This is a genomic window from Pseudomonas syringae (assembly GCF_021606685.1).
GTDB classification, from domain to species: Bacteria; Pseudomonadota; Gammaproteobacteria; order Pseudomonadales; family Pseudomonadaceae; genus Aquipseudomonas; species Aquipseudomonas syringae_R.
Map to the genome: position 1 here is coordinate 99,378 of NZ_WKCB01000004.1, position 22,925 is coordinate 122,302.

Consider the following 22,925-nt stretch of genomic DNA (forward strand, 5'->3'; position numbering starts at 1 on the left):
TTTAGCGCCGTTCGTTTTGAGGCTGTATGCCAACGTTTTCTCAGCGTCACGTGATATTGCTGGCCAGCTACATCATCATCTTTGGCGGGTTGCTGCTGGTACTGCCGCTGAAATTGCTGCCAAGCCTGCTGGCCGGCCTGTTGGTCTATGAGCTGGTCAACATGCTCACTCCGCAGCTGCAACGACTGATCGAAGGCCGACGTGCGCGTTGGCTGGCGGTAGCCTTGCTCGGTACCCTGATCGTCAGCGTGCTGGCCCTGATCTTCGCTGGCGCCATCAGCTTCCTGCTCCATGAAGCGGAAAACCCCGGGGCCTCCCTCGACAAATTCATGGGCGTGGTCGACCGCGCGCGCGGCCAGCTGCCGCCGTTTCTCGATGCCTACCTGCCGGCCAGCGCCGCCGAGTTCCGCGTGGCCATCGGCCAGTGGCTGAGCAAGCACCTGAGCGAGCTGCAACTGGTCGGCAAAGACGCCGCCCACATGTTCGTCACCCTGCTGATCGGTATGGTGCTCGGCGCAATCATCGCCTTGCAGCGCGTGCCCGACCTGACCAAGCGCAAGCCCCTGGCCGCCGCGCTGTTCGACCGTCTGCACCTGCTGGTCCAGGCGTTTCGCAATATCGTCTTCGCGCAGATCAAGATCGCCGCGCTCAACACCGCCTTCACCGCCGTGTTCCTCGCCGTGGTACTGCCGCTGTGTGGCATTCACCTGCCGCTGACCAAAACCCTGATCGTGCTGACCTTCCTGCTCGGCCTGCTGCCGGTGATCGGCAACCTGATGTCCAACACCCTGATCACCATCGTCGCGCTGTCGCTGTCGATCTGGGTGGCGGTGGCGGCGTTGGGGTACCTGATCGTGATCCACAAGGTTGAATACTTCCTCAACGCGCGGATCGTGGGCGGCCAGATCAGTGCCAAATCGTGGGAACTGCTGCTGGCGATGCTGGTGTTTGAAGCGGCATTCGGCCTGCCGGGTGTGGTGGCAGGGCCGATTTACTATGCCTATCTCAAGAGTGAGCTGAAGCTCGGCGGGATGGTTTAAGGCATGTTTGCCTGGGCGGGCCTCATCGGGAGCAAGCCCCCTCCCACATGTACTGTGTTTGCACCTGTCGACTTGTGAACACAGTCAGTGTGGGAGGGGGCTTGCTCCCGATGAAGTCACCACAGTGTTTCAGCTAAAACTCAACTGCCGTAGCGCTTGCTGGCCTCAATCGCCAAGCCGCTGCCGATGCTGCCAAAGATATTCCCTTCCACATGCCGCGCATTCGGCAGCATCGCCGCAATGCTGTGGCGCAGTGCCGGAATACCGCTGGAACCGCCGGTAAAGAACACCGTGTCCACCTGCGCCACGCTCACCGAGGCATCGCTGAGCAATTGCGTGACGCTGTTGCGCACGCGCTCCAGCAAGCCATCGATGGCCGATTCAAACAGTGCCCGGCTCAGTTCCACGCTCAACCCTGGTTCAACCCGGTCCAGCAGCACATGGCGGCTGTCTGCGTGGGTGAGCTGGATCTTGGTTTCTTCCACTTCCATTGCCAGCCAGTGGCCAGCCCGCTGCTCGATCAGCTTGAACAGGCGGTCGATGCCGCCGGTGTCTTCGATGTCGTAGCGCATGCTGCCCAGGGCCAACTGGGATTTCTGCGAGTACACCGAGTTGATGGTGTGCCAGGTGGCCAGGTTCATGTGATGGCTGGTGGGCATGTAGGCGCCGCTCTTCATGCGGCTGCCGTAGCCGAACAGCGGCATCATGCCTTGCAGGCTGAGCTGCTTGTCGAAGTCGGTACCGCCGATATGCACGCCGCCGGTGGCGAGGATGTCGTCGTGGCGTTTGTCGTTGTGGCGACGGTCCGGCGACAAGCGCACCAGCGAAAAGTCGGCCGTCCCCCCGCCGATGTCGACGATCAGCACCAGCTCTTCTTTTTCGATGGTGGACTCATAGTCGAAGGCCGCCGCAATCGGTTCGTACTGGAACGAGATGTCCTTGAAGCCGATCTTGCGCGCCACATCCACCAGGGTGTTTTCGGCTTCCTGGTCGGCCATCGGGTCGTCATCGACGAAAAACACCGGGCGGCCCAGTACCACTTCCTCGAACTCACGGCCGGCGTTGGCTTCAGCGCGGCTCTTGAGCTGGCCGATAAACAGCGCCAGCAGGTCGGTGAACGGCATGGCCGTGCCCAATACGCTGGTGTCGTGCTTGATCAGCTTGGAGCCCAGCAGGCTCTTGAGCGAGCGCATCAAGCGGCCTTCGTAGTTTTCCAGGTATTCATGCAGGGCCAGGCGGCCGTACACCGGGCGGCGCTCCTCGAAGTTGAAGAACACCACCGACGGCAGCGTGATTTTGTCGTCCTCCAGCGCGATAAGCGTCTCCTCGCCGGGGCGGATCCAGCCGACGGTGGAGTTGGACGTGCCAAAGTCGATGCCGCAGGCACGGGCTGGGGATGGGTTTTTCATGTCTATCGGGTTCCGGTCGAAAAACGGCCGCGCAGTGTATGCCACTCGCGTGCGGATGCGTAGGCCGACCATCCGTTAAATCGTGCTTGAAAGTGTGGGATTTGCCCCCACATCTGGTGCATACGGCAAGTGCCGATAAAACTCTGACGTACCCCCAGGCCACACCACTCAACAGGTGCAAAGCAGCGCACGTTGTGCCCCGGGCTGTGCGATCTCGATTAAGGATGGTGAAACGCCGATGGATTTCAAAGACTACTACAAGATATTGGGTGTCGAGCCGAGCGCCGATGACAAGGAAATCAAGGCCGCCTATCGCAAACTCGCACGCAAATATCACCCGGATGTGAGCAAGGAAAAAGACGCTGAAGCCAAGTTCAAGGACGCGTCCGAAGCCTATGAGGCGCTCAAAAGCGCCGACAAACGCGCCGAGTACGACGAGCTGCGCAAATACGGCCAGCATGGCCAGCCGTTCCAGGGGCCACCGGGCTGGCAGAGCCGTGGCGGCTTTGGCGGCAGCCAGGACACCGGCGATTTCTCGGACTTCTTCAGTTCTATCTTCGGCTCCCGTGGCGATGCGTTCGGCGGCGGCCAGCGCCGCCCCTCCGGGCGTAAAGGCCAGGACGTGGAGATGCAGCTCTCGGTGTTCCTCGAAGAGACGCTGTCCACCGAGTCCAAGCAGATCAGCTTCCAGGTGCCGCAATACGACCCTTCGGGCAGGCATGTGAGCAACACCACCAAGAGCCTGAACGTGAAGATCCCCGCCGGCGTGGTCGACGGCGAGCGCATCCGCCTCAAAGGGCAAGGCGCGCCAGGTATCGGCGGTGGGCCCAATGGCGACCTGTACCTGATCATCAAGTTTGCGCCGCACCCCAAGTTCGAAGTGGATGGCGAAAACCTGATCATCAACCTGCCCCTGGCGCCGTGGGAACTGGCGCTGGGCACGGAAGTGGCGGTGCCGACCCTCACCGGCAAGATCAACCTCAAGGTGCCGGCCGGCAGCCAGAACGGCCAGCGCATGCGCGCCAAGGGCCATGGTTTGCTGAACAAGGCCGGGCAGCGCGGCTTTCTGTACGTACAACTCAAGGCCGTGATGCCGCCGGTGGGCGACGACGACGTGAAAGCGTTGTGGCAGGAGCTGGCGCAGAAGGCTGCGTTCAACCCTCGTGAGAGCTTCTAAGGCTTAGCAACCCATACCTGTGGTGAGGGAGCTTGCTCGCACTGGAGTGCGAAGCGCTCCCACGATTTTGGGGCCGCTTCGCGACCCAACGCGAGCAAGCTCCCTCGCCACAGGTTGTTTTCTGTTGGTTCTGGATCAGAACAGGAAATACCGCTGCGCCATCGGCAGCACTTCTGCCGGTTCACACCACAGCAACACCCCGTCGGCCTTGACCTGATAGGTCTGTGGGTCCACTTCGATATCCGGCAGGTAGTCGTTGTGGATCAAGTCGGCTTTCTGCACCGAGCGACAGCCCTTGACCACCGCAATCTGCTTCTTCAATCCCAGCGCCTCGGGCAAGCCCGCCGCCAACGCCGCCTGGCTGATAAAGGTCAGGCTGGTGGCGTGCAACGAGCTGCCGAAACTGGCAAACATCGGGCGGTAGTGCACCGGCTGCGGTGTCGGGATCGACGCGTTGGCGTCACCCATCAGGCTGGACGCAATCGCGCCGCCCTTGAGGATCAAGGTCGGCTTGATGCCAAAGAACGCCGGGCGCCACAGCACCAGGTCGGCCCATTTGCCCACTTCGATCGAACCAACGATATGGCTGATGCCATGGGTAATCGCCGGGTTGATGGTGTACTTGGCGATGTAGCGTTTGGCGCGGAAGTTGTCGTTGCCGGGGCCGTCGCCGGGCAGGGCGCCGCGCTGCTTTTTCATCTTGTCGGCGGTCTGCCAGGTGCGCGTGATCACTTCGCCAACGCGGCCCATGGCCTGGCTGTCGGAGCTGATCATCGAGAACGCGCCGAGGTCGTGCAGGATGTCTTCGGCGGCAATCGTTTCGCGGCGGATACGGCTTTCAGCGAAGGCCACGTCTTCGGCAATGCTCGGGTCCAGGTGATGGCAGACCATCAACATGTCCAGGTGCTCGTCGATGGTGTTGCGCGTGAACGGCCGCGTTGGGTTGGTGGAGCTGGGCAGCACGTTGGCGAAACCGCAGGCCTTGATGATGTCCGGCGCGTGGCCGCCACCGGCCCCTTCGGTGTGGTAGGTGTGGATGGTGCGGCCCTTGAGCGCGGCGAGGGTGGTCTCGACAAAGCCGGACTCGTTGAGGGTGTCGCTGTGGATCGCCACCTGCACGTCGTAGTCATCGGCAACGCTCAGGCAGTTGTCGATGCTGGCGGGCGTGGTGCCCCAGTCTTCGTGCAGCTTGAGGCCGATGGCGCCGGCCTTGACCTGTTCGATCAACGGCTCCGGCAAGCTGGCGTTGCCCTTGCCGGTAAAACCGATGTTCATCGGGAACGAATCACTGGCCTGCAGCATGCGCGCCAGGTGCCACGGGCCGGAAGTGCAAGTGGTGGCGTTGGTGCCGGTGGCCGGGCCAGTGCCGCCGCCGATCATGGTGGTCACGCCACTGGTGAGTGCTTCTTCGATCTGCTGCGGGCAGATGAAATGCACGTGGGAGTCGATACCGCCGGCGGTGAGGATCATGCCTTCTCCGGCGATCACTTCGGTGCTGGCGCCGATGGCCATGGTCACGCCGGGTTGGATATCCGGGTTACCGGCCTTGCCGATGGCGTGGATGCGGCCGTTCTTGAGGCCGACGTCAGCTTTGACGATGCCCCAGTGGTCGATGATCAGCGCGTTGGTGATCAAGGTGTCGACGACTTCATGGGCGAGCAACTGGCTCTGGCCCTGGCCGTCGCGGATGACCTTGCCGCCGCCGAATTTCACTTCTTCACCGTAGACGGTGAAGTCCTGTTCGACTTCGACGAACAGCTCGGTGTCGGCCAGGCGGACCTTGTCACCGACGGTGGGGCCGTACATGTCGGCGTAGGCTTGGCGGCTGATTTTCATGTGTGGTTGCCCTGAGAAATTTGTGTTGAATGTGAGACCGCTATCGGGAGCAAGCCCCCTCCCACATTTGTTCCGCGTACATTCTTTGGAATGCGGTCCAGTGTGGGAGCGGGCTTGCTCCCGATGAGGCCCTAAAGGTCGCCCATAATCCGTCCGGCAAACCCAAATACCCGCCGCCCGCCGCTCAAATCCACCAGCTCGACCTCACGACTCTGCCCCGGCTCGAACCGCACCGCCGTCCCCGCCGGAATATTCAGGCGCATGCCACGGCTCGCCGCGCGGTCAAACGTCAGCGCGTCATTGGTTTCGAAAAAATGATAATGCGAGCCCACCTGGATCGGCCGGTCGCCGCTGTTGGCCACGCTGAGGGTGAGGGTGCGGCGGCCGACATTGAGTTCGATCTCGCCAGGCTGGATCTGATATTCGCCAGGAATCATGCAGGTTGCCCCAGGGTCTTGAAGTAGATGGCGGTCGGGCTGTAGCGCCCGTCCGGGCTTTGGCAGTAATCGGGCAGTTCACCGATCTTGGTGTAGCGCAGCGCCTGGTAGAAGGCTTCGGCGCCGGAGCCGGCCTCGGTGTCCAGGTACAGCAGGCCGCGCTTGTGCTGGCGCGCGGCGAGTTCCAGGGTGTTCATCAACTGTTGGCCAAGGCCATGGCGGCGGGCGCTGCTGTGCACCAGCAGTTTTTGCACCTCGGCGCGGTTCAGGCCGTTGGCTTTCTGGCACAGCGCCAATTGCACGCTGGCCTGCACCTGTTCGTCGCGCACCACCACCCACAGCAACAGGCTGGCGTTCTCGATACCGGCGTGCACACCGCCCAGATAATCGCGGGCCTGGGCTTCATCGAAGTCGGCCATAAAGCCCACCGATGCGCCGTGCTGCACCGCGTCCAGCAACAGCTCGATCAAGCCCTGGCGGTAATGGGCAAAGCTTTCAGCATTGACTCGACGCAGTTGCGCAGCACTCATCAATCTCACTCCTTGGGCGGTTCGGCGCCCGGGTTCAAGGCCAGCTGCATAAAGGTCAGGTCCAGCCAGCGGCCAAACTTGATGCCGACTTGGGGCATCTGCCCGGTGGTGATGAAACCCAGGCGTTCATGCAGGTGGATCGACGCCTGGTTGCCGCTCTCGATGGCGGCGACCATCACGTGTTTGCCACAGGCGCGGGCGCGTTCGATCAGCGCTTGCATCAGCAGTGGGCCGAGGCCTTTGCCGCGTTGGTCGCTGCGCACGTACACCGAGTGCTCGACGCTGTAGCGGAAGCCTTCGAACGGTCGCCAGTCGCCGAACGAGGCGTAGCCGGTGACCTCACCGTTTTCGATGCTGACCAGGATCGGATAACCCTGGGCATGCCGTGCACTGAACCAGGCCTGGCGGTTGCCAAGGTCTACCGGTTGTTCGTTCCAGATCGCCGTGGTGTTGAGTACCGCGTCGTTGTAAATATCGCGGATTGCCGGCAAATCGTTTTGAGTCGCGTCACGAATCATGGCCGTGCCTCACGCGATGGGCTGGTGGACGGTGACCAGCTTGGTGCCGTCGGGGAAGGTGGCTTCCACCTGGATATCCGGGATCATTTCCGGGATGCCTTCCATCACTTGTTCACGGCTGAGCAGGGTGGTGCCGTAGTGCATCAGGTCGGCCACGGTGCGGCCATCACGGGCACCTTCCATCAGGGCGGCGGAAATGTAGGCGATGGTTTCCGGGTAGTTGAGCTTCACCCCGCGCGCCAGGCGCCGCTCGGCCACCAGGCCTGCGGTGAAGATCAGCAGTTTGTCTTTTTCCCGTGGGGTCAAATCCATGGTTCAAGGTCCTTCAAAGAACATTCATAAAAACACTGTGGATCCCTGTGGGAGGAGGCTTGCTCCCGATAGCGGAGTGTCAGGCAATGCATCTGTCACTGACCCACCGCTATCGGGAGCAAGCCCCCTCCCACATTTTTGATCTTCATGTGCTCCAGATTCTCGGTGAAACGGCTTCACGGCCCAATACTGCCGGGCGCAGCAGCCGCCATAAATCAATCAACCATCCCCGCGCCAGCAGGGCTTCGCTGGCCAGGCAGCGCGCCACCAGCAAGCCGGGCAGTTGGGTCAGGTCACCGCGCACGGCGTGGGGCAGGGCGCGGCAGGTGTCGAGTAATTCGGGGTCGATATCGCCGGTCAGCAGCAGGGTGGCAAACACCGGTTGCCCGTCCAGGCCGATGGGGGAGTCGAGCAGGCCGTCGTCGCCCACAATGCGCTGGCGCTCATGCCAGAGCAACTGGCCGTCGCGGCGGATATCCAGGTGTGATTGAAAGTGGCCGAGGTCAAAGCGCTCGCCACTCGCCGGGCGGCCGAGGGCGACCACGTCCCAGTAGAACAGGCGCGCATCGCCTTGCAGGTCGATGCGTGTGCTGAGTTCGGCCTGGGCGGCGCTGAACACTATGGTTTCCTGGGGTAGCCATTCCAGCGTGGCGCCGGCTTGTACGCTCAATTCGAGTGTTTGATAGGCCGGGCCGCCGGCGCGGTACCACTTGGCTGCACCGGGGCTGGTCAGTTGCGCCCAGGCTCCCTCGCCGACGTGCGCGCGGATATCCAGGCGGTCGCCACCGGCAATCCCGCCGGGTGGGTGCACGATGATGTGCTGGCACACCTCGGGGCCTTCGGCGTACAGGTGCTTTTGCACGCGCAGCGGGCCGAGGTGGCGGCGCATCACCGGGCGCGTGGTAGCGCCGAAACGCGCGTAGCCGAGTTCCAGCTCGGCGTGCCAGCTAGGGGTGAACAGGGCAGGAGGTACGGGCAGGTTCATGTTTTAGGCTTATCGTTAGGACGCTACAGATTAGATGGTAACCAGCCCGCGTACACCTTCGCTTTCCATATTTTCACCACGGCCTTGCTGGACAATCTCACCGCGAGACATCACCAGGTATTGGTCGGCCAGTTCGGCGGCAAAGTCGTAGAACTGCTCCACCAGCAGGATCGCCATATCGCCGCGTGCCGCGAGTTTCTTGATCACCGCGCCGATCTCCTTGATCACCGACGGCTGGATGCCCTCGGTGGGCTCATCGAGAATCAACAGGCGCGGGCGGCTGGCCAGGGCGCGGCCAATCGCCAATTGCTGCTGTTGGCCGCCGGACAAGTCGCCGCCGCGTCGATGCTTCATCTGTAGCAACACCGGAAACAGCTCGTAGATAAACGCCGGCACTTCCTTGGCCTCGGAGCCCGGGAAGCGCGAGAGCCCCATCAGCAGGTTTTCTTCCACCGTCAGCCGGCCGAAAATCTCCCGGCCCTGGGGCACATAGGCAATGCCTGCGTGCACACGCTGGTGCGGCTTGTAACCGGTGATGGCCTTGCCTTCCCAGTTCACCGCGCCTTCTTTGGACGGTAGCAAGCCCATCAGGCATTTGAGCAGGGTGGTCTTGCCCACGCCGTTACGGCCAAGCAGGCAGGTGACTTCGCCGATCTTCACGTCAAACGAAAGACCGCGCAGGATGTGGCTACCGCCGTAGTACTGGTGCAGCTTGTCGACTTGCAGCATTCTCAAAACCTCCTCGATTCCCCTGAAGGAACGGGTTCAAATGTGGAAACTGGCTTGCCTGCTCCCACATAAAGCGGTCCGCATCAGTTTCAGCGACCGAGGTAAACCTCGATCACCCGCTCGTTTTCCTGCACCTGTTCCAGCGACCCTTCGGCCAGCACGCTGCCTTGGTGCAGCACGGTCACGTGGTCGGCAATCGAGCCGACAAACCCCATGTCGTGTTCCACCACCATCAGCGAATGCTTGCCCGCCAGGCGCTTGAACAGCTCGGCGGTGAACTCGGTTTCGGCGTCGGTCATGCCCGCCACCGGTTCGTCCAGCAGCAACAGTTGCGGGTCTTGCATCAGCAGCATGCCGATTTCCAGGAACTGCTTCTGGCCGTGGGACAGTAACCCCGCCGGGCGCTGTACCGAGGCGCTCAGGCGGATGGTCTCGAGCACTTCGTCGATACGGTCTTTCTGCTCGCCGCTCAGGCGTGCGCGCAGGCTGGCCCACACCGACTTGTCGGTCTTCTGTGCCAGCTCCAGGTTCTCGAACACGCTGAGGGCTTCGAACACCGTTGGCTTTTGGAACTTGCGCCCGATGCCGGCCTGGGCGATCTGTACTTCGCTCATGCTGGTCAAATCCAGGGTTTCGCCAAACCAGGCCTTGCCGTGGCTGGGCCGGGTCTTGCCGGTGATCACGTCCATCAGCGTGGTCTTGCCCGCGCCGTTGGGGCCGATGATGCAGCGCAATTCGCCGACGCCGATGTACAGGTTCAAGTCGTTGAGCGCCTTGAAACCATCGAAGCTCACGCTGATGTCTTCCAGGGTCAGGATGGTGCCGTGGCGGGTGTTCAGGCCAGTGCCGGCGGCCTGGCCAATGCCGATGGCATCACGGCCGCTGCCTGCGTCAAGAATAGGTTCGAGCATGACGTTCCTCATTTCTTCAACAGGCCGATAACGCCCTTGGGCAGGTACAGGGTGACGATGATGAACAGCGCCCCGAGGAAGAACAGCCAGTATTCCGGAAAGGCCACGGTGAACCAGCTCTTCATGCCATTCACCACACCGGCGCCGAGCAACGGGCCGATCAAGGTGCCACGCCCGCCCAGGGCCACCCACACGGCGGCTTCAATCGAGTTGGTCGGCGACATTTCGCTGGGGTTGATGATGCCCACCTGCGGTACATACAAGGCCCCGGCCAAGCCGCACAGCACGGCGCTCAACACCCACACGAACAGCTTGAAGCCACGCGGGTCGTAGCCGCAGAACATCAGGCGGTTTTCGGCGTCACGCAGGGCGGTCAGCACCCGGCCGAACTTGCTTTGCGCCAGGCGCCAGCCGATGTACAGGCTCGCCACCAGCAAGGCGACGGTGGCGATGAACAGCACCGCCCGCGTGCCCGGTTCGGTAATGCCAAAGCCCAGGATGCTGCGAAAATTGGTGAAGCCGTTGTTGCCGCCAAACCCGGTCTCATTGCGAAAAAACAACAGCATCCCGGCGAAGGTCAGCGCCTGGGTCATGATCGAGAAATACACGCCCTTGATCCGCGAGCGGAAGGCGAAGAACCCGAACACCAGCGCCAGCACGCCAGGCGCCAGTACCACCAGGCACAGGGCCCAGAGGAAGTGCTCGGTGCCGACCCAGTACCAGGGCAATTCGGTCCACGACAAAAAGGTCATGAACGCCGGCAGCTCATCGCCCGACGCCTGGCGCATCAGGTACATGCCCATCGCGTAGCCGCCGAGCGCAAAGAACAGGCCGTGGCCGAGCGACAGCATCCCCGCGTAGCCCCACACCAGGTCCAGCGCGAGGGCGACGATGGCGTAGCAGAGGATCTTGCCCACCAGCGTCAGGGTGTAGGCCGACACGTGCAGCGGGTTTTGCGGCGACAGCAGGGAGCATAACGGCAGTGCCAGCAGCAGGATCAGGATCACCGCGCCCACTGCAATCGTCACCTTGGGGCCGGCTTTCTGCGCGGCCGTAAGCATCAATGGCTGGTTCATCAGTCGATCACCCGTCCTTTCAGTGCGAAGAGTCCTTGCGGGCGTTTCTGGATAAACAGAATGATCAGCGCGAGGATCAGGATCTTGCCGAGCACGGCGCCGATCTGCGGTTCAAGAATCTTGTTGGCGATGCCCAAGCCAAAGGCAGCCATTACGCTACCGGCCAGTTGACCGACGCCGCCGAGCACCACCACCAGGAACGAGTCGATGATGTAGCTCTGGCCGAGGTCCGGGCCGACGTTGCCGATCTGGCTCAGGGCCACGCCACCCAAGCCTGCGATGCCGGAACCCAGGCCGAACGCGAGCATGTCCACGCGCCCGGTGGGCACGCCGCAGCAGGCCGCCATGTTGCGGTTCTGGGTCACGGCGCGCACGTTGAGGCCCAGGCGGGTCTTGTTCAGCAGCAGCCAGGTCAGCACCACCACAAACAGCGCAAAGGCGATGATCACGATGCGGTTGTACGGCAGCACAAGGTTAGGCAGCACTTGAATACCGCCAGACAGCCATTCGGGGTTGGACACCTCGACGTTCTGCGCACCGAACAGCAGGCGCACCAGCTGGATCAGCATCAGGCTGATGCCCCAGGTGGCCAGCAGGGTTTCCAGCGGGCGCCCGTACAGGTGACGAATCACCGTGCGCTCCAGTGCCATGCCGATGGCGGCGGTGACAAAAAACGCCACCGGCAGCGCAATCAACGGGTAGAACTCGATGGCCGCCGGCACGTAGCGCTGCATCAGCAGCTGCACCACGTAGGTGGAGTAGGCACCGAGCATCAGCATCTCGCCGTGGGCCATGTTGATCACGCCGAGCAGGCCGAAAGTGATCGCCAGGCCCAGGGCCGCCAGCAGCAGGATCGAGCCCAAGGACATGCCGCTGAAGGCCTGGCCGAGGATCTCGCCGACCATCAGTTTGCGTTTGACCTGGGCCAGGCTGGTTTCAGCGGCGGTGTGCACGGCGGCATCGGTTTCGACGCCAGGGGCGAGCAGCGCTTCAAGGCGCGTGCGCGCCAGTGGGTCGCCGGTGCTGCCGAGCAAGCGTACAGCGGCCAGGCGCACCAGCGGGTCGGTGTCGACCAGTTGCAGGTTGGCCAGGGCCAGGCTGAGGGCGGTGTGCACGTCCTCGTTGGTTTCGGCGGCGACCTGCTGGTCAAGGAATTTGAGTTGCGCAGGTTGTGCGCTTTTTTGCAGGGTCTGCGCGGCCGCCAAGCGGACCTTGGGGTCGGCGGCGAGCAGTTGCTGGCTGGCCTGCACGTTGTCGATCAGGCCGCGCAGGCGGTTGTTCAGGCGCACGGTTTTGGTTTCACCGTTGACCGTGAGTTGGCCTTGTTGCAGGGCGTCCATCAGCTCGATGCGCGCCGGGTCGGGCTGGGCGGCCCAGTCCTGCAGGAGCTTGGCTTGTTGTGTCGGGTTGGCTTTGATGAAGTCTTCGGCGTCGCTGGCGTGTGCGGCCAACGGCAGCAACAGCAGCAAGGCCAGGAAATAGCGGTAGAGGGCAGTGGGCATAAACAAATGTCCTGATCATGCACGGTCAAAGTGTGGGAGGGGGCTTGCTCCCGATAGCGGTGCATCCGTCAGCACATGCAATGCCTGACACCCAGCCATCGGGAGCAAGCCCCCTCCCACATTTTTGATCTGTGGTGGGGCTTAGTTGCTCTTCACCGCATAGTCCGGCTTCTTGTCATTGCCAGGAATGTAGGGGCTCCACGGCTGTGCACGGATCGGCTCGCTGGTCTGCCAGACCACGGAGAACTGCCCGTCGGCCTGGATCTCGCCGATCATCACCGGCTTGTGCAGGTGGTGGTTGGTCTTGTCCATGGTCAGGGTAAAGCCCGACGGCGCGGCGAAGGTCTGGCCGCCCAGCGCTTCACGCACTTTGTCGACGTCGGTGGACTTGGCTTTTTCCGCCGCCTGCGCCCACATATGGATACCCACGTAGGTGGCTTCCATCGGGTCGTTGGTCACGGCTTTGTCCGCGCCCGGCAGGTTGTGTTTCTTGGCGTAGGCTTTCCAGTCGGCGACGAACTTCTGGTTCACCGGGTTCTCCACTGATTGGAAGTAGTTCCAGGCCGCGAGGTTGCCCACCAGCGGCTTGGTGTCGATGCCGCGCAGTTCTTCTTCGCCCACGGAGAAGGCCACCACCGGTACGTCGGTGGCTTTCAGGCCCTGGTTGGCCAGCTCTTTGTAGAACGGCACGTTGGAGTCGCCATTCACGGTGGAGATCACAGCGGTTTTGCCGCCAGCGGAGAACTTCTTGATGTTGGCGACGATGGTCTGATAATCGGCGTGGCCGAACGGGGTGTAGACCTCTTCGATATCTTTATCTGCTACGCCTTTGGAATGCAGGAACGAGCGCAGGATCTTGTTGGTGGTGCGCGGGTACACGTAGTCGGTGCCCAGCAGGAAGAAGCGCTTGGCGCTGCCGCCTTCTTCGCTCATCAGGTATTCCACCGCCGGGATCGCCTGCTGGTTCGGCGCCGCCCCGGTATAGAACACGTTCGGCGACATTTCTTCACCTTCGTATTGCACCGGGTAGAACAGCAGGCCGTTGAGTTCTTCGAACACCGGCAACACCGATTTACGCGACACCGAAGTCCAGCAGCCGAATACCACAGCGACCTTGTCCTGGGTCAGCAACTGCCGGCCCTTTTCAGCGAACAGCGGCCAGTTCGACGCGGGGTCGACCACCACCGGTTCGAGCATCTTGCCGTTTACACCACCCTTGGCGTTGATCTCGTCGATGGTCATCAGCGCCATGTCTTTCAGCGACGTTTCGGAGATGGCCATGGTGCCGGACAGCGAATGCAGGATGCCGACCTTGATGGTCTCGGCGGCCTGTACGGTCCAGGTCAGGCCCATGGCGGCAATGGATGCCGAGAGAGTGAAAGCCTTGATCAAGCTGCGACGCTTCATGGTGCGATCTCCAGAACTCAATGTTGTTGTAAGGGCTGATGCTGGAGACATTGCAAGGGGTGTGCCTAGTCGGTCAGCGGCATGTTCCTGCCGCTTTTGATCCGTACGCAGCGTGGGGTGCGCACCATAAGCAGGCGTGTCGGCAGAGTGGTGCGCGCGGCTGCGCCAGAACGGGGCAGGGCTCTTGCCAAGGCGATTAACTATCTAACGCCCGCCTGCGGCCAAACCCTTGAAAGTGATGCCTGCCTGATGCGCCTCGAGATGGAGAGGCGCGCCAGTGTCTTCACTTCATTCAAAGGCAGGAACATGGACAGTACGGACATTCAACATGACCAGGCTGCAGGGCGCCTACCGCCCCTGGGCCCGGAATTCATCACCGGTAACGATGCGGCCTTTTGGCTGCACATGCAGGTCAGCGACAGGCGCGATCGGGTATACGGCGCAGTGATTCTCAAGCGTGCCGATGGCAGGTATCTGCCGACGGTACCGACGGCGGGTACCGCCGGCGGGTTCCACTTTGGTTCGATCCTGAAAGAGGATGCCAACTTCGATTTACTCGCGCCTGAAGGTTACAGCGTCTATGCGCTGTTCACTTCGCGGGCGGGGCAGTCCAAAGCGCGGACCGCGGAGGTGGCCCATTGGAGCGCTGCACAGCGGCGTCTCGAACTGAGCTTTTTTTCAATGAAAGGTCTGGCGTACGTGATTGAGCGGCGCGACTTCTGCCCGATTTATTATTTGTCGGGGCGGCATGGCTCGCTGATCAAATATGAAAGCAGCGGTTCGCAGGAGGAAAAACATTTCCTGCACAAACTGAACAGCAGCCGGGAATCGGACGAATTTGAAGACTTTATTTTCCTGATCAATGTCACCGCAAGAGTGGGTGTGCTGCGTGTGGTGACGCCGAACAAGGAGCTGGGCGGCAAAGCCGGGCAGATCGTTGAACCCTGGACCCTCAACCAGCCCGTTTCAGAGCTTGCCCAGTCCCGGCAGGCAGAGCCCAGTACCCAGGTCTTCAGGCGTTGGCAGGACGCAATCCGCTCAGCATTGCCGCCCCTGGATGCGCCGACCCAGGCCAGCCATTTTGGCTATCTGCTCAAGGATGATGTGGGCGAGTTCGTGGCGATGTTGCCGGATGCCGCGTTGAAGTCCATTTTTGATAGAGCCCCGCCAAGCATGCGACTGCCCAAGGGCCGACCGAAGTTGTCCAGTGGCTTTTATCTGCAGGGCATTTACGTCTCGTTGGCCAAGCAGGACATTCCACCGGTGGTCGGCGAGTCCTGGTTGGCCCAGAGTTTCTTTACCGCAGCTAGCCTGGCGACGGCGGTCGCCCTGGCCGCCACTGACGAGCCGGACCTTGAGTTCTACCTGCGCGCTGACGATGGCGCGTTGTTGATGTACCGCTGTACCGGCTCTGCAGCACAGGCTCAGCTGTTCGCCAACCGTGGCGCGGACATTGACCGGCGCCTCAAGGACGGCACTTTGAGCCCTTCGGCGTTTGTCCGGCAAGTGGCGGCGGTGGGGACGCTGACGGTGATGGAAACCGGCAGGGTCTGGGACGTGCCCGGCGTGGTGGGGCCGCAATGGCGGGCCTTCGAACATATCCATCAGACGCTGAGCCCGGCATTTGTCACGACCGACGATGCGGCGCGCCACCTGCATTACTTGGCCGGCCGGCTACGCGGTACGTTTCAACAGGCGTTTATCTTGCGACGTCACGATGGCCGGTTTGTGGCTGCAAAACTGCAGGGCGGTGATGAGTGGCGGGCCACGTGGGGGCCGTCATCGCCCACCGGCGACTACCTGACCCGTGTCGAACTGGAAGGTTACCGCGTGGTTGGCCAGTTCAATCGGCCTGAGCCCGATCAGGCCGAGTTGGTTGCCAACTTTCCCCAATTCACGCCCAGGCAATTGGCGTTGCTGGTCAGCATGCCCGGAGTGAACTCAGTCGCCCTCACGATTCACTATTCGCAGATGATCAAGACGCTATACACCAGTGGCCCCAACGGCACCCTGATCAAGTACGGGCTCAGCGTCTCCCGCGCGGAGCTTGAGTTCGGCGAGTATTTGTCGAACGCGCTGCGTAGCGGTGAGATGGTGCCACGGGTACAAGGGTATGACGGCACTCCCGAGGGGCTGATCAAAGAGCTGGTGAAACTCGGTGAGTTGACGGTGCTGCTGGCCGATGACACCTGGTACCGCGTCCAGGGGCGGGTTCCGACTAACTGGGCGCCGGAGTCGCCCTTCACCCCGGCAGCGCCCTTAGATGCGCCGCTGAGCTGGGTCTTCACGGACCTGGCCACCGCCGCCGAATATGCCCATGGCCGTCTGCAGGCGACGCCGGGTGGGCGGCGCGTCGGCTGTATCCTTCAGTTCGGCAGCGAGGCGCAATACGTGGTCAGCGAGCCTTCCACGCCGATACCGGGCAGCAAGTCCCTGTTCGCGTTGTCTCACATCTTAGGCAACGACGGGCCGCCGCAAGGCTTCGCCCTGCGCGCTTGGTACTGCCGCAGCGAACCGGCTGCCGATGGCATCGCCAGCGAGCCCTGGCTCTATGAGTCCTTTATGGCCACTGCCGACTTTGCCCAGGCCATTGCCTCCTTGCGTGCCGCCCCGCAAAGCAACGTGGCGCTCTACGTGAGTACGGCAGACGGCGCGCAACTCGCGTATGACGCGTCAGGCTCAGCCGAGGAAGCCGGGCTCTACAGCGTGCTGCCCGACGGCAGCGTAGGCGATAATGGGCTGGCGGATGAGCTGCAGGCCGGCACACTGGCGCCCCATGACCTGATCCTCAAGATCGCCGACGCCGGTGCACTGTCGGTATTACAGGTGGGCACGCTGTGGGATGTGCCTGGGCTGGTCAGCGCCACCTGGCACGGGTACGCCCTGGCGGTCCGACCGCAACTGAGCCCGGGGTTTCTGCACGAGGAAGACGCTGCGCGCTATGCTCACGTACAGATCGGCAGCCAGCGCGAGCGTGAGTACTGCGGCTATATCCTGCAACGCCCGGACGGCCTGTTCGTGGCGACCGAGCCGTTGTACGCCAGTGATGCCGGGCGGTTTGCCTTGGGGTTTGTCTACCCCCAGGACAGCAAGGGGCGCTCGCTGCTGCCGTCTCGGCACGTGTGGAAGGCGGTGTATGGCTCCAGCCGTGGTGTGTCCTTGATGGAACCCAAGCTACTGTTGCGCCCAGGCTGGACACGGGACGACGCCTACCTGGCAGCGCAAATATTCAGTGCTGATGATATCTACACGTTGATCCGCAATCGCCAGCAGGTTGCGGTCGCGTATCTATCGGTTGCCGAGGATGCGTTGCTAGTCTTTGACCTGGGGGATTCGCCCGCCCTGGCAGCGTTGCGCCAGGCGGTAACGCCCTCCGAACAAGACAGCCCAGTGGCCCGCAACCTCGCCAACGGCACCCTCACCGCAGCGCAATGGATCAGGCAATTGGCAGCGGGCGGTAGTTTACGGGTGATACTGGGCAACCCTTTGTGGGGCGCCCCCGATTTGATCACCGAACATTGGCGCCCGCGCCCGCCGGGTTTGCGGCGCGACCGCCCGCAGCAAGTTGCCTATGGGCAGGTCTGCACCAGCGCCGCTGAGGCCGCCGAGACCTTGCATGTCGGCATGGACCGTGGTGCGCCGACGCAGACCTGTTTCGGGGTCATTCTCAAGCACCGTGAGCACGCTGCCTTTATTGGCACAGAACTGGTGCCGGCCTGGGACAAGGCCGGGCTGTTCGCCTTGAACGGCATCTTTGCGGTCGATGATGCGGGCCAATTCCTCTACCCACCGGGCTATCAGTTGCACGCCTTGTTCTATGGCCGCAGCTGGATGCCGCAGGGCTTGACCACCGCTGAACGCTGGTTGGCGCAGCATTTTATTTCGGCCAGCGACCTTTCCAGTGCGCTCACCCACGCCAAGCGTCAGCGCGAAGCGGGTGCACCGGCAGGCTTGCCGGTGTACATCTCGACCCTCGACCAGGCACTGCTGAGCGTGCAGGCGCCGCTGTCGTCGACGCTGTTCAACCCGATCCGCCAGCCTTCGGGGGCTTTCGAGGATGTGCAGACCTTGATCGCCAGCGGGCAGTTATCCGCCGTCGGGTTCGTTAACGAGGTGGCGAAACTGAGCTGGTTGAGTGTACTGGTCGCTAATGAATGCTGGGCGTCGGTGGGCAAAGTGGACACCAGCCGTACACCCTGGAGTGCGTTTTCCAGGTTTATGCGCCGCGCCTTGAGCCCCTTGTTCAGCAGCCAGGCCGATGCCGTGCGTTACGCCTACCAACAACTGGGCACACGGCGCGACCAGCGCTACGGTGGCCTGGTATTGCAACGCAACGGCAAATTCGTCGCGACCCTGGCGATACCGGTATTGAGTGAGGACTTCGATCCCGAGGTGATTCTGCCCGGCCTGGAGGTCAGCCAGGCGCTGCTGGCTCCGGGCTGGAAGATGGTCGGGCGCTACCGGTCACGCGCCGCCCAGGTGCTGCCGTTCTGGCTGGAGGCCCAGGAGAATGCGACGTACCAGAATCTGTTCTCCACCAAGACCCTGGAGACGGCTCTCAAGTCAGGCCACCTGTGGACCCACGAATACCTGCTGACACCGGACGGTTCACTGATCGGCTTCAGCACCCATGACGCCGAGCGCAGCCTGATGAACAGCACGCAGCGCGACGAAGCGATGCAGGTGCTCAACCAGTTGGAAACGGCCCTGGCGCCCAACGCGCTGGCGGCCCATGACCCCTATGGCAATGCCGTCGAACAGCAAGTACGTGCGGGGCGTAAAACCCCGACCGAATGGGTCAATCAGTTGGCGCGGGTGGGGACTTTGCAGGTGCTCGAGGGCGGTGCGTTATGGGGGATTGCGCGGCGTGTACGCGTGGGTTGGATGCCCGGCGTGGCGTACATTGCGCCCGAAGAAATCCTGCATGCCGTGGCGGATCGGGCGTTGAGCCCGGTGTTCAAACATGCCGACGACGCCGCACGCCATGGTCACGCATACGCCGAGCAACGCGCACGGCTGAGCGTTGGGCTGATCCTCCGGTCATCCGATAACGGCCACTTCGTCGCGTGTGCGCCGATCAAGGGCGATGATCTGCAATTTCGGTTTGATCGCGCCTTCCTGCGCGGCCAGTTGCCCACCGGCTATAGCCTCCAGGGCCTCTATCTGCGCTTGCCACAACAGGCCGCGCCGGAACTGCCGCAAGGCGAGGGCTATGCGCAACTGCCTGCACCGGCTGTGGTGCTGGAAGCGCTGAGTTTCCTGCGGGTGCTGACGGCACCGAGCGAGCGTTTCCTGCCGTTGTATGTGTCCTGCCCCGACGGCTCATTGGTGCGTTTTCGGGCGACGCAGTTGGACCCCGACTGGACCTCCGCCACTCGGCAGGCGGCGTACCTTGAGCGCCTCAAGCGGCGTGGCAGCATTGACGCTTATCTGTTGAAGCTGATCGAGTCCGCCGAGGTTCGCGTGCTCGACAGCAGCCCGTTCTGGGATGGGCTGCTACCCAGGGTCATGCGTGTGGCCCAGGGCTTGGCAGGGTTCGATACACGCCTGGCCCTGGGGCCGTTGTGTGCTCACCCGGACGATGCGGCGCGCTTGGTGTGGCAGCGTTTTGCGCCACGTAAGGCGAACCCCTGGCTGGGCGCGATCCTGGGTAATGGCGACAGCGACACGTTTATTGCCGTGCAACCGGTGGCGGACCCGGGGCCGTCGGTGGCGGTAGGGCTGCGCCCGCAAACGCTGGCTTACCAAAGCCTGTTCGAAGGCATCATGAACCTCGGTTATCCCAGCACCTCCACCCGCTACCCGGCGGGTTACAAGGTCATGGGCGTACAACAGTTGTACAAGCTCGACACCCAGCGCCAGCGCCTGGCGGATCGCTACGAAGAGGCCCTGGCCCACAACTTTATCGCCCAGCCGGAAATTCGCGGCTTTATCGAAATGCTGCGCCAGGACCGCGTGGCCGGTGCGCGCTATTACCTCACTCCGGTACAGGGCGGGCTGGTCGTGTATGAACCCAGCTATCACCTGGACGAAAGCCAGTTGTTACTCGATGACTGGATCGACGAGGTCACGGGTGCCGTGAAGGTTCTGCCGAGTGAGGTGATCCGCCGGCTGGCGACGTCCGGCCAGTTGAGCATTCTTGAAATTGACCATTTCTGGCAGCCGCGCAGCCAGGTAGCGCGCGGGCTGTTGCAGGCGCTCAAAGAGGCCGATGAGCGCAGTTAACGTTTGCGCATCAACCCGATAAAAAACAACCCGCCGATGGCTGCTGTTGCCACGCCGATGGGCAAGTCTTCCGGGGCGATCAGCGTGCGTGCCGCCACATCGACCCACACCAGGAACAGGCTGCCCAGCAACGCACACACCGGCAGCAGGCGGCGATGCTCGGCACCCACCAGGCGCCGGGCAATGTGCGGCACCATCAGCCCGACAAAGCCGATGGAGCCGCTGATGGACACCAGCACGCCGGTCATCAGCGAGGCGATCAGAAACACCTTCAGCCGCACATTGCGTGCGTTCAGGCCGAGGGTCACGGCGGTCTGTTCACCGGCCATCAGCGCGTTCAACGGGCGCGCCATGCCCAGCAGCAACACCAGCCCGAGCAACACCGTGACGCTCGGAATGCTCAGTAACTCCCAGCGCGCCAGCCCCAGGCCGCCGAGCATCCAGAACATCACCGCCGACGCCGCGCGATGGTCGCCCATGAACAGCAGCAGGTTGGCGGCCGCCATCATCACGAACGACACCGCCACGCCGCACAACAGCAGGCGATCACTCTCCAGCCGGCCACTGCGACTGGCCACCGCCAACACCACCAGCATGCTCAGCAATGCACCGATAAACGCAGCGATGGGCAAGGTCAGCAGGCCGATGATTTCACCCACATGCAGCACGACGATGACGGCACCCAGGGTCGCGCCGGAGGTGACGCCCAGCAGGTGCGGATCGGCCAGCGGGTTACGCGTAACCGCCTGCAATACCGCGCCGATCAACGCCAGACCGGCCCCCACCAGCGCACCAAGCAACATGCGCGGCACACGGATCAGCCAGACGATATGCTCCTGCCCGGCCGGCCAATTTACCTCGCCGACGCCAACCGCCTTGTACAGCACGATGCGCCACACCACGTCCACCGGCACCCGCGCCGGGCCGAAGCCCAGGGAGAGCACGCAGGACACCAGCAACACCGCGCCGAGGGCGGCGAGCAGCCAGGCGTAGCGACGGGTAATCATTCGCCGTGGAACCCCTTGGCCAGGGTTTCCACCGCCAGCACGTTATCGATGCCCGGCGTGGCCTGCACGTAGGGGATCACGATAAAACGCTGGTTCTTGATCGCATCCACCCCTTGCAACGCCGGGTTGTTGAGCAGGAACTGTTGTTTCTGCTCGGCGGTGATTTCGCTGTAGTCGACGATCACGATCACCTGCGGGTTGCGCTCCACCACGGTTTCCCAGTTGATGCGGGTCCAGCTGGCGTCGACGTCGTCGAGAATATTGCGCCCACCGGCGGCGTCGATCAGCGCCTGGGGCATGCCCAGGCGGCCGGAGGTCATGGCGCGGTCTTCGCCACTGTCGTAGAGAAACACCCGTGGTTTGTCGGCTGGCAGGTCGTTGCGCACCTCGGCCACCTGCGCCTGCATCTGCGCAATCAAGGCATTGGCGCGGTCCTGCACGTCGAAGATCTTGCCGAGGTTGCGCAGGTCGTTGTACGTGTCGTCCAGCGTGGCGGCGGGGCGCTTCATCACGAAGGCGCAGGATTCGGTCAGCTCATACACGTTGATGCCCAAAGGTTGCAGGGTATTGGGCGTGAGGTCGCCACCGACGCGCATGCCGTAGTCCCAGCCGGCGAAGAAGAAATCGACGTTGGCATTGAGCAGGGTTTCCACCGACGGGTACTTGCTCGCCAGCTCCGGCAGGCCGTCGAGGATCTGGGCCATTTCAGGGGTTACCGACTTCCAGCCGGTCACGCCGCTGTAGCCGGCCATGCGTGGCTTGAGGCCGAGGGCGAGCATCATCTGGGTCATGTTGATGTCGTGGCTCACCGCGTGTTTCGGTGCCTCGGCGAAGGTCACTTCACGGTTGCAGCTTTGGATTTTCAGCGGGTATTGGGTCGCTTCGGCAAACGCCTGAGAAGCGCCGAGCAGCGCAGCGAAAGACAGCAGATAGCGCAGGATCATGGTTGGGTTATCCAGGTGATTCGGGGGTGGTCGGCCAGGGGGTGGGTGTCGATCAAGGCTTCGACGCCAAACACTTCGCGCAGCAGCTCGGCGGTGAGCACTTGGTGAGGCGTGCCGCTGGCGACGATGCGCCCGTGGTCGATCACGTAGAGGCGATCACAAAAGGCGGCGGCCAGGTTCAGGTCGTGGATGCTGGCCAGGGTGCCGATGTTCAGGCGCTTGACCAAGCGCAGCAACTCCAGCTGATAGCGCGGGTCGAGGTGGTTGGTCGGCTCGTCGAGGATCAGCAGTTGCGGTTGCTGGGCCAGGGCGCGGGCGAGAATCACGCGCTGCTTTTCACCGCCCGACAGGGTGGCGAAGGCATGGTCTTCGAAGCCCTGCATGCCGACCGATTCGAGCACCGTTTGAACACGCTGCTGGTCGTACAGCGTGTCGCCATCGAACAAGCCTTTGTGCGGCGTGCGGCCCATGGCGACCACTTCGTCCACGCGCAGGCCAAAGGCATCGGGGAACTCCTGCAGCACCACGGCGATGCGTTGCGCGCACCACTTTGCGGTCTGCTTCCACACATTTTGATGCGCCAGCAACACCTCACCCTGGGCCGGTTTGCTGAACCGATAGGCGCAGCGCAACAGGCTGGTCTTGCCGCTGCCGTTGGGCCCGATCAGCCCCACAAACTCCCCCGCACCGACCTGCAGGCTGGCGTTGCGCAGCTGGAAGTGGTGATGGCAGGGGCCGTGACCCGGAGGGGTCCAGCCGAGTTGGGTTAGGGTGAGTGAGGTCATCAATATTCTCAAGTCCAACACAGGTCAAATGTGGGAGGGGGCTTGCCCCCGATGCGGTGTATCAGTAAAAAATGCACTGGCTGACACACTGCTAT

At 62.6% G+C, this 22,925-nt stretch carries 18 protein-coding genes; 3 read left to right on the forward strand and 15 right to left on the reverse strand.

Annotated elements, in window-relative coordinates; genetic code table 11:
- Positions 1–26: 26 nt before the first annotated feature.
- Positions 27–1,040, forward strand: coding sequence for an AI-2E family transporter (locus GIW02_RS02965; RefSeq protein ID WP_236410523.1), 1,014 nt, complete (start codon positions 27–29; stop codon positions 1,038–1,040).
- Positions 1,041–1,180: 140 nt separating this feature from the next.
- Here GIW02_RS02965 and GIW02_RS02970 read toward each other — a convergent pair whose 3' ends face one another.
- Positions 1,181–2,449 (reverse strand): Hsp70 family protein, encoded by a 1,269-nt coding sequence (locus tag GIW02_RS02970; protein ID WP_236421771.1) that lies wholly within the window; start codon positions 2,447–2,449, stop codon positions 1,181–1,183.
- Between the two features lie 238 nt (positions 2,450–2,687).
- Here GIW02_RS02970 and GIW02_RS02975 point away from each other — a divergent pair, with 238 nt between their 5' ends.
- Positions 2,688–3,626 (forward strand): DnaJ C-terminal domain-containing protein, encoded by a 939-nt coding sequence (locus GIW02_RS02975; protein ID WP_236410525.1) that lies wholly within the window; start codon positions 2,688–2,690, stop codon positions 3,624–3,626.
- A 135-nt stretch (positions 3,627–3,761) separates the two neighbouring features.
- Here GIW02_RS02975 and ureC read toward each other — a convergent pair whose 3' ends face one another.
- The 11 genes from ureC to urtA form a co-directional block, all read right to left on the reverse strand.
- Positions 3,762–5,462, reverse strand: coding sequence for an urease subunit alpha (gene ureC / locus GIW02_RS02980; protein ID WP_236410526.1), 1,701 nt, complete (start codon positions 5,460–5,462; stop codon positions 3,762–3,764).
- A gap of 131 nt (positions 5,463–5,593) precedes the next feature.
- Complete coding sequence (locus GIW02_RS02985; RefSeq protein WP_135291409.1) at positions 5,594–5,899, reverse strand: urease subunit beta; 306 nt, start codon at positions 5,897–5,899, stop codon at positions 5,594–5,596.
- The gene (locus GIW02_RS02990) at positions 5,896–6,429 is read right to left on the reverse strand and encodes a GNAT family N-acetyltransferase (protein WP_236410527.1); all 534 of its coding nucleotides are present in this window, start codon (positions 6,427–6,429) and stop codon (positions 5,896–5,898) included. Before GIW02_RS02990 ends, GIW02_RS02985 begins: the two co-directional genes overlap by 4 nt.
- Positions 6,430–6,434: 5 nt before the next feature.
- On the reverse strand, positions 6,435–6,947 hold the full coding sequence (locus tag GIW02_RS02995) for a GNAT family N-acetyltransferase (protein ID WP_236410528.1): 513 nt from the start codon (positions 6,945–6,947) through the stop codon (positions 6,435–6,437).
- Between the two features lie 9 nt (positions 6,948–6,956).
- Entirely contained in the window at positions 6,957–7,259 is a 303-nt protein-coding gene (ureA, locus tag GIW02_RS03000; protein WP_003171437.1) for an urease subunit gamma, read from the reverse strand.
- A gap of 145 nt (positions 7,260–7,404) precedes the next feature.
- Positions 7,405–8,244, reverse strand: a complete 840-nt coding sequence (locus tag GIW02_RS03005; protein WP_236410529.1) for an urease accessory protein UreD — start codon at positions 8,242–8,244, stop codon at positions 7,405–7,407.
- Between the two features lie 30 nt (positions 8,245–8,274).
- The gene (gene urtE / locus GIW02_RS03010; RefSeq protein ID WP_236410530.1) at positions 8,275–8,973 is read right to left on the reverse strand and encodes an urea ABC transporter ATP-binding subunit UrtE; all 699 of its coding nucleotides are present in this window, start codon (positions 8,971–8,973) and stop codon (positions 8,275–8,277) included.
- 89 nt (positions 8,974–9,062) lie between these two features.
- Positions 9,063–9,884: an urea ABC transporter ATP-binding protein UrtD gene (gene urtD / locus GIW02_RS03015; RefSeq protein WP_456361606.1), complete on the reverse strand. Its 822-nt coding sequence runs from the start codon at positions 9,882–9,884 to the stop codon at positions 9,063–9,065.
- A gap of 8 nt (positions 9,885–9,892) precedes the next feature.
- Entirely contained in the window at positions 9,893–10,960 is a 1,068-nt protein-coding gene (gene urtC, locus GIW02_RS03020) for an urea ABC transporter permease subunit UrtC (protein ID WP_236410532.1), read from the reverse strand.
- Complete coding sequence (gene urtB / locus GIW02_RS03025) at positions 10,960–12,462, reverse strand: urea ABC transporter permease subunit UrtB (protein WP_236410533.1); 1,503 nt, start codon at positions 12,460–12,462, stop codon at positions 10,960–10,962. The genes urtC and urtB overlap by 1 nt, the downstream gene beginning before the upstream one ends.
- 141 nt (positions 12,463–12,603) lie before the next feature.
- Positions 12,604–13,869, reverse strand: coding sequence for an urea ABC transporter substrate-binding protein (gene urtA / locus GIW02_RS03030; protein ID WP_236410534.1), 1,266 nt, complete (start codon positions 13,867–13,869; stop codon positions 12,604–12,606).
- 306 nt (positions 13,870–14,175) lie between these two features.
- Between urtA and GIW02_RS03035 the strand changes: the two genes are divergently transcribed.
- A complete protein-coding gene (locus GIW02_RS03035) occupies positions 14,176–20,094 on the forward strand; it encodes a DUF4329 domain-containing protein (RefSeq protein ID WP_236410535.1) in 5,919 nt (1,972 codons plus the stop codon).
- Here GIW02_RS03035 and GIW02_RS03040 read toward each other — a convergent pair.
- Genes GIW02_RS03040 through GIW02_RS03050 form a run of 3 tightly spaced genes read right to left on the reverse strand, consistent with a single transcriptional unit; the run spans position 20,091 to position 22,830 of the window.
- Entirely contained in the window at positions 20,091–21,101 is a 1,011-nt protein-coding gene (locus GIW02_RS03040) for an iron ABC transporter permease (protein WP_236410536.1), read from the reverse strand. The two genes, GIW02_RS03035 and GIW02_RS03040, sit on opposite strands and share 4 nt — an antisense overlap.
- Positions 21,098–22,045, reverse strand: a complete 948-nt coding sequence (locus GIW02_RS03045; protein ID WP_236410537.1) for an ABC transporter substrate-binding protein — start codon at positions 22,043–22,045, stop codon at positions 21,098–21,100. The genes GIW02_RS03040 and GIW02_RS03045 overlap by 4 nt, the downstream gene beginning before the upstream one ends.
- Positions 22,042–22,830 (reverse strand): ABC transporter ATP-binding protein, encoded by a 789-nt coding sequence (locus GIW02_RS03050; RefSeq protein WP_236410538.1) that lies wholly within the window; start codon positions 22,828–22,830, stop codon positions 22,042–22,044. The genes GIW02_RS03045 and GIW02_RS03050 overlap by 4 nt, the downstream gene beginning before the upstream one ends.
- Positions 22,831–22,925: the final 95 nt, after the last annotated feature.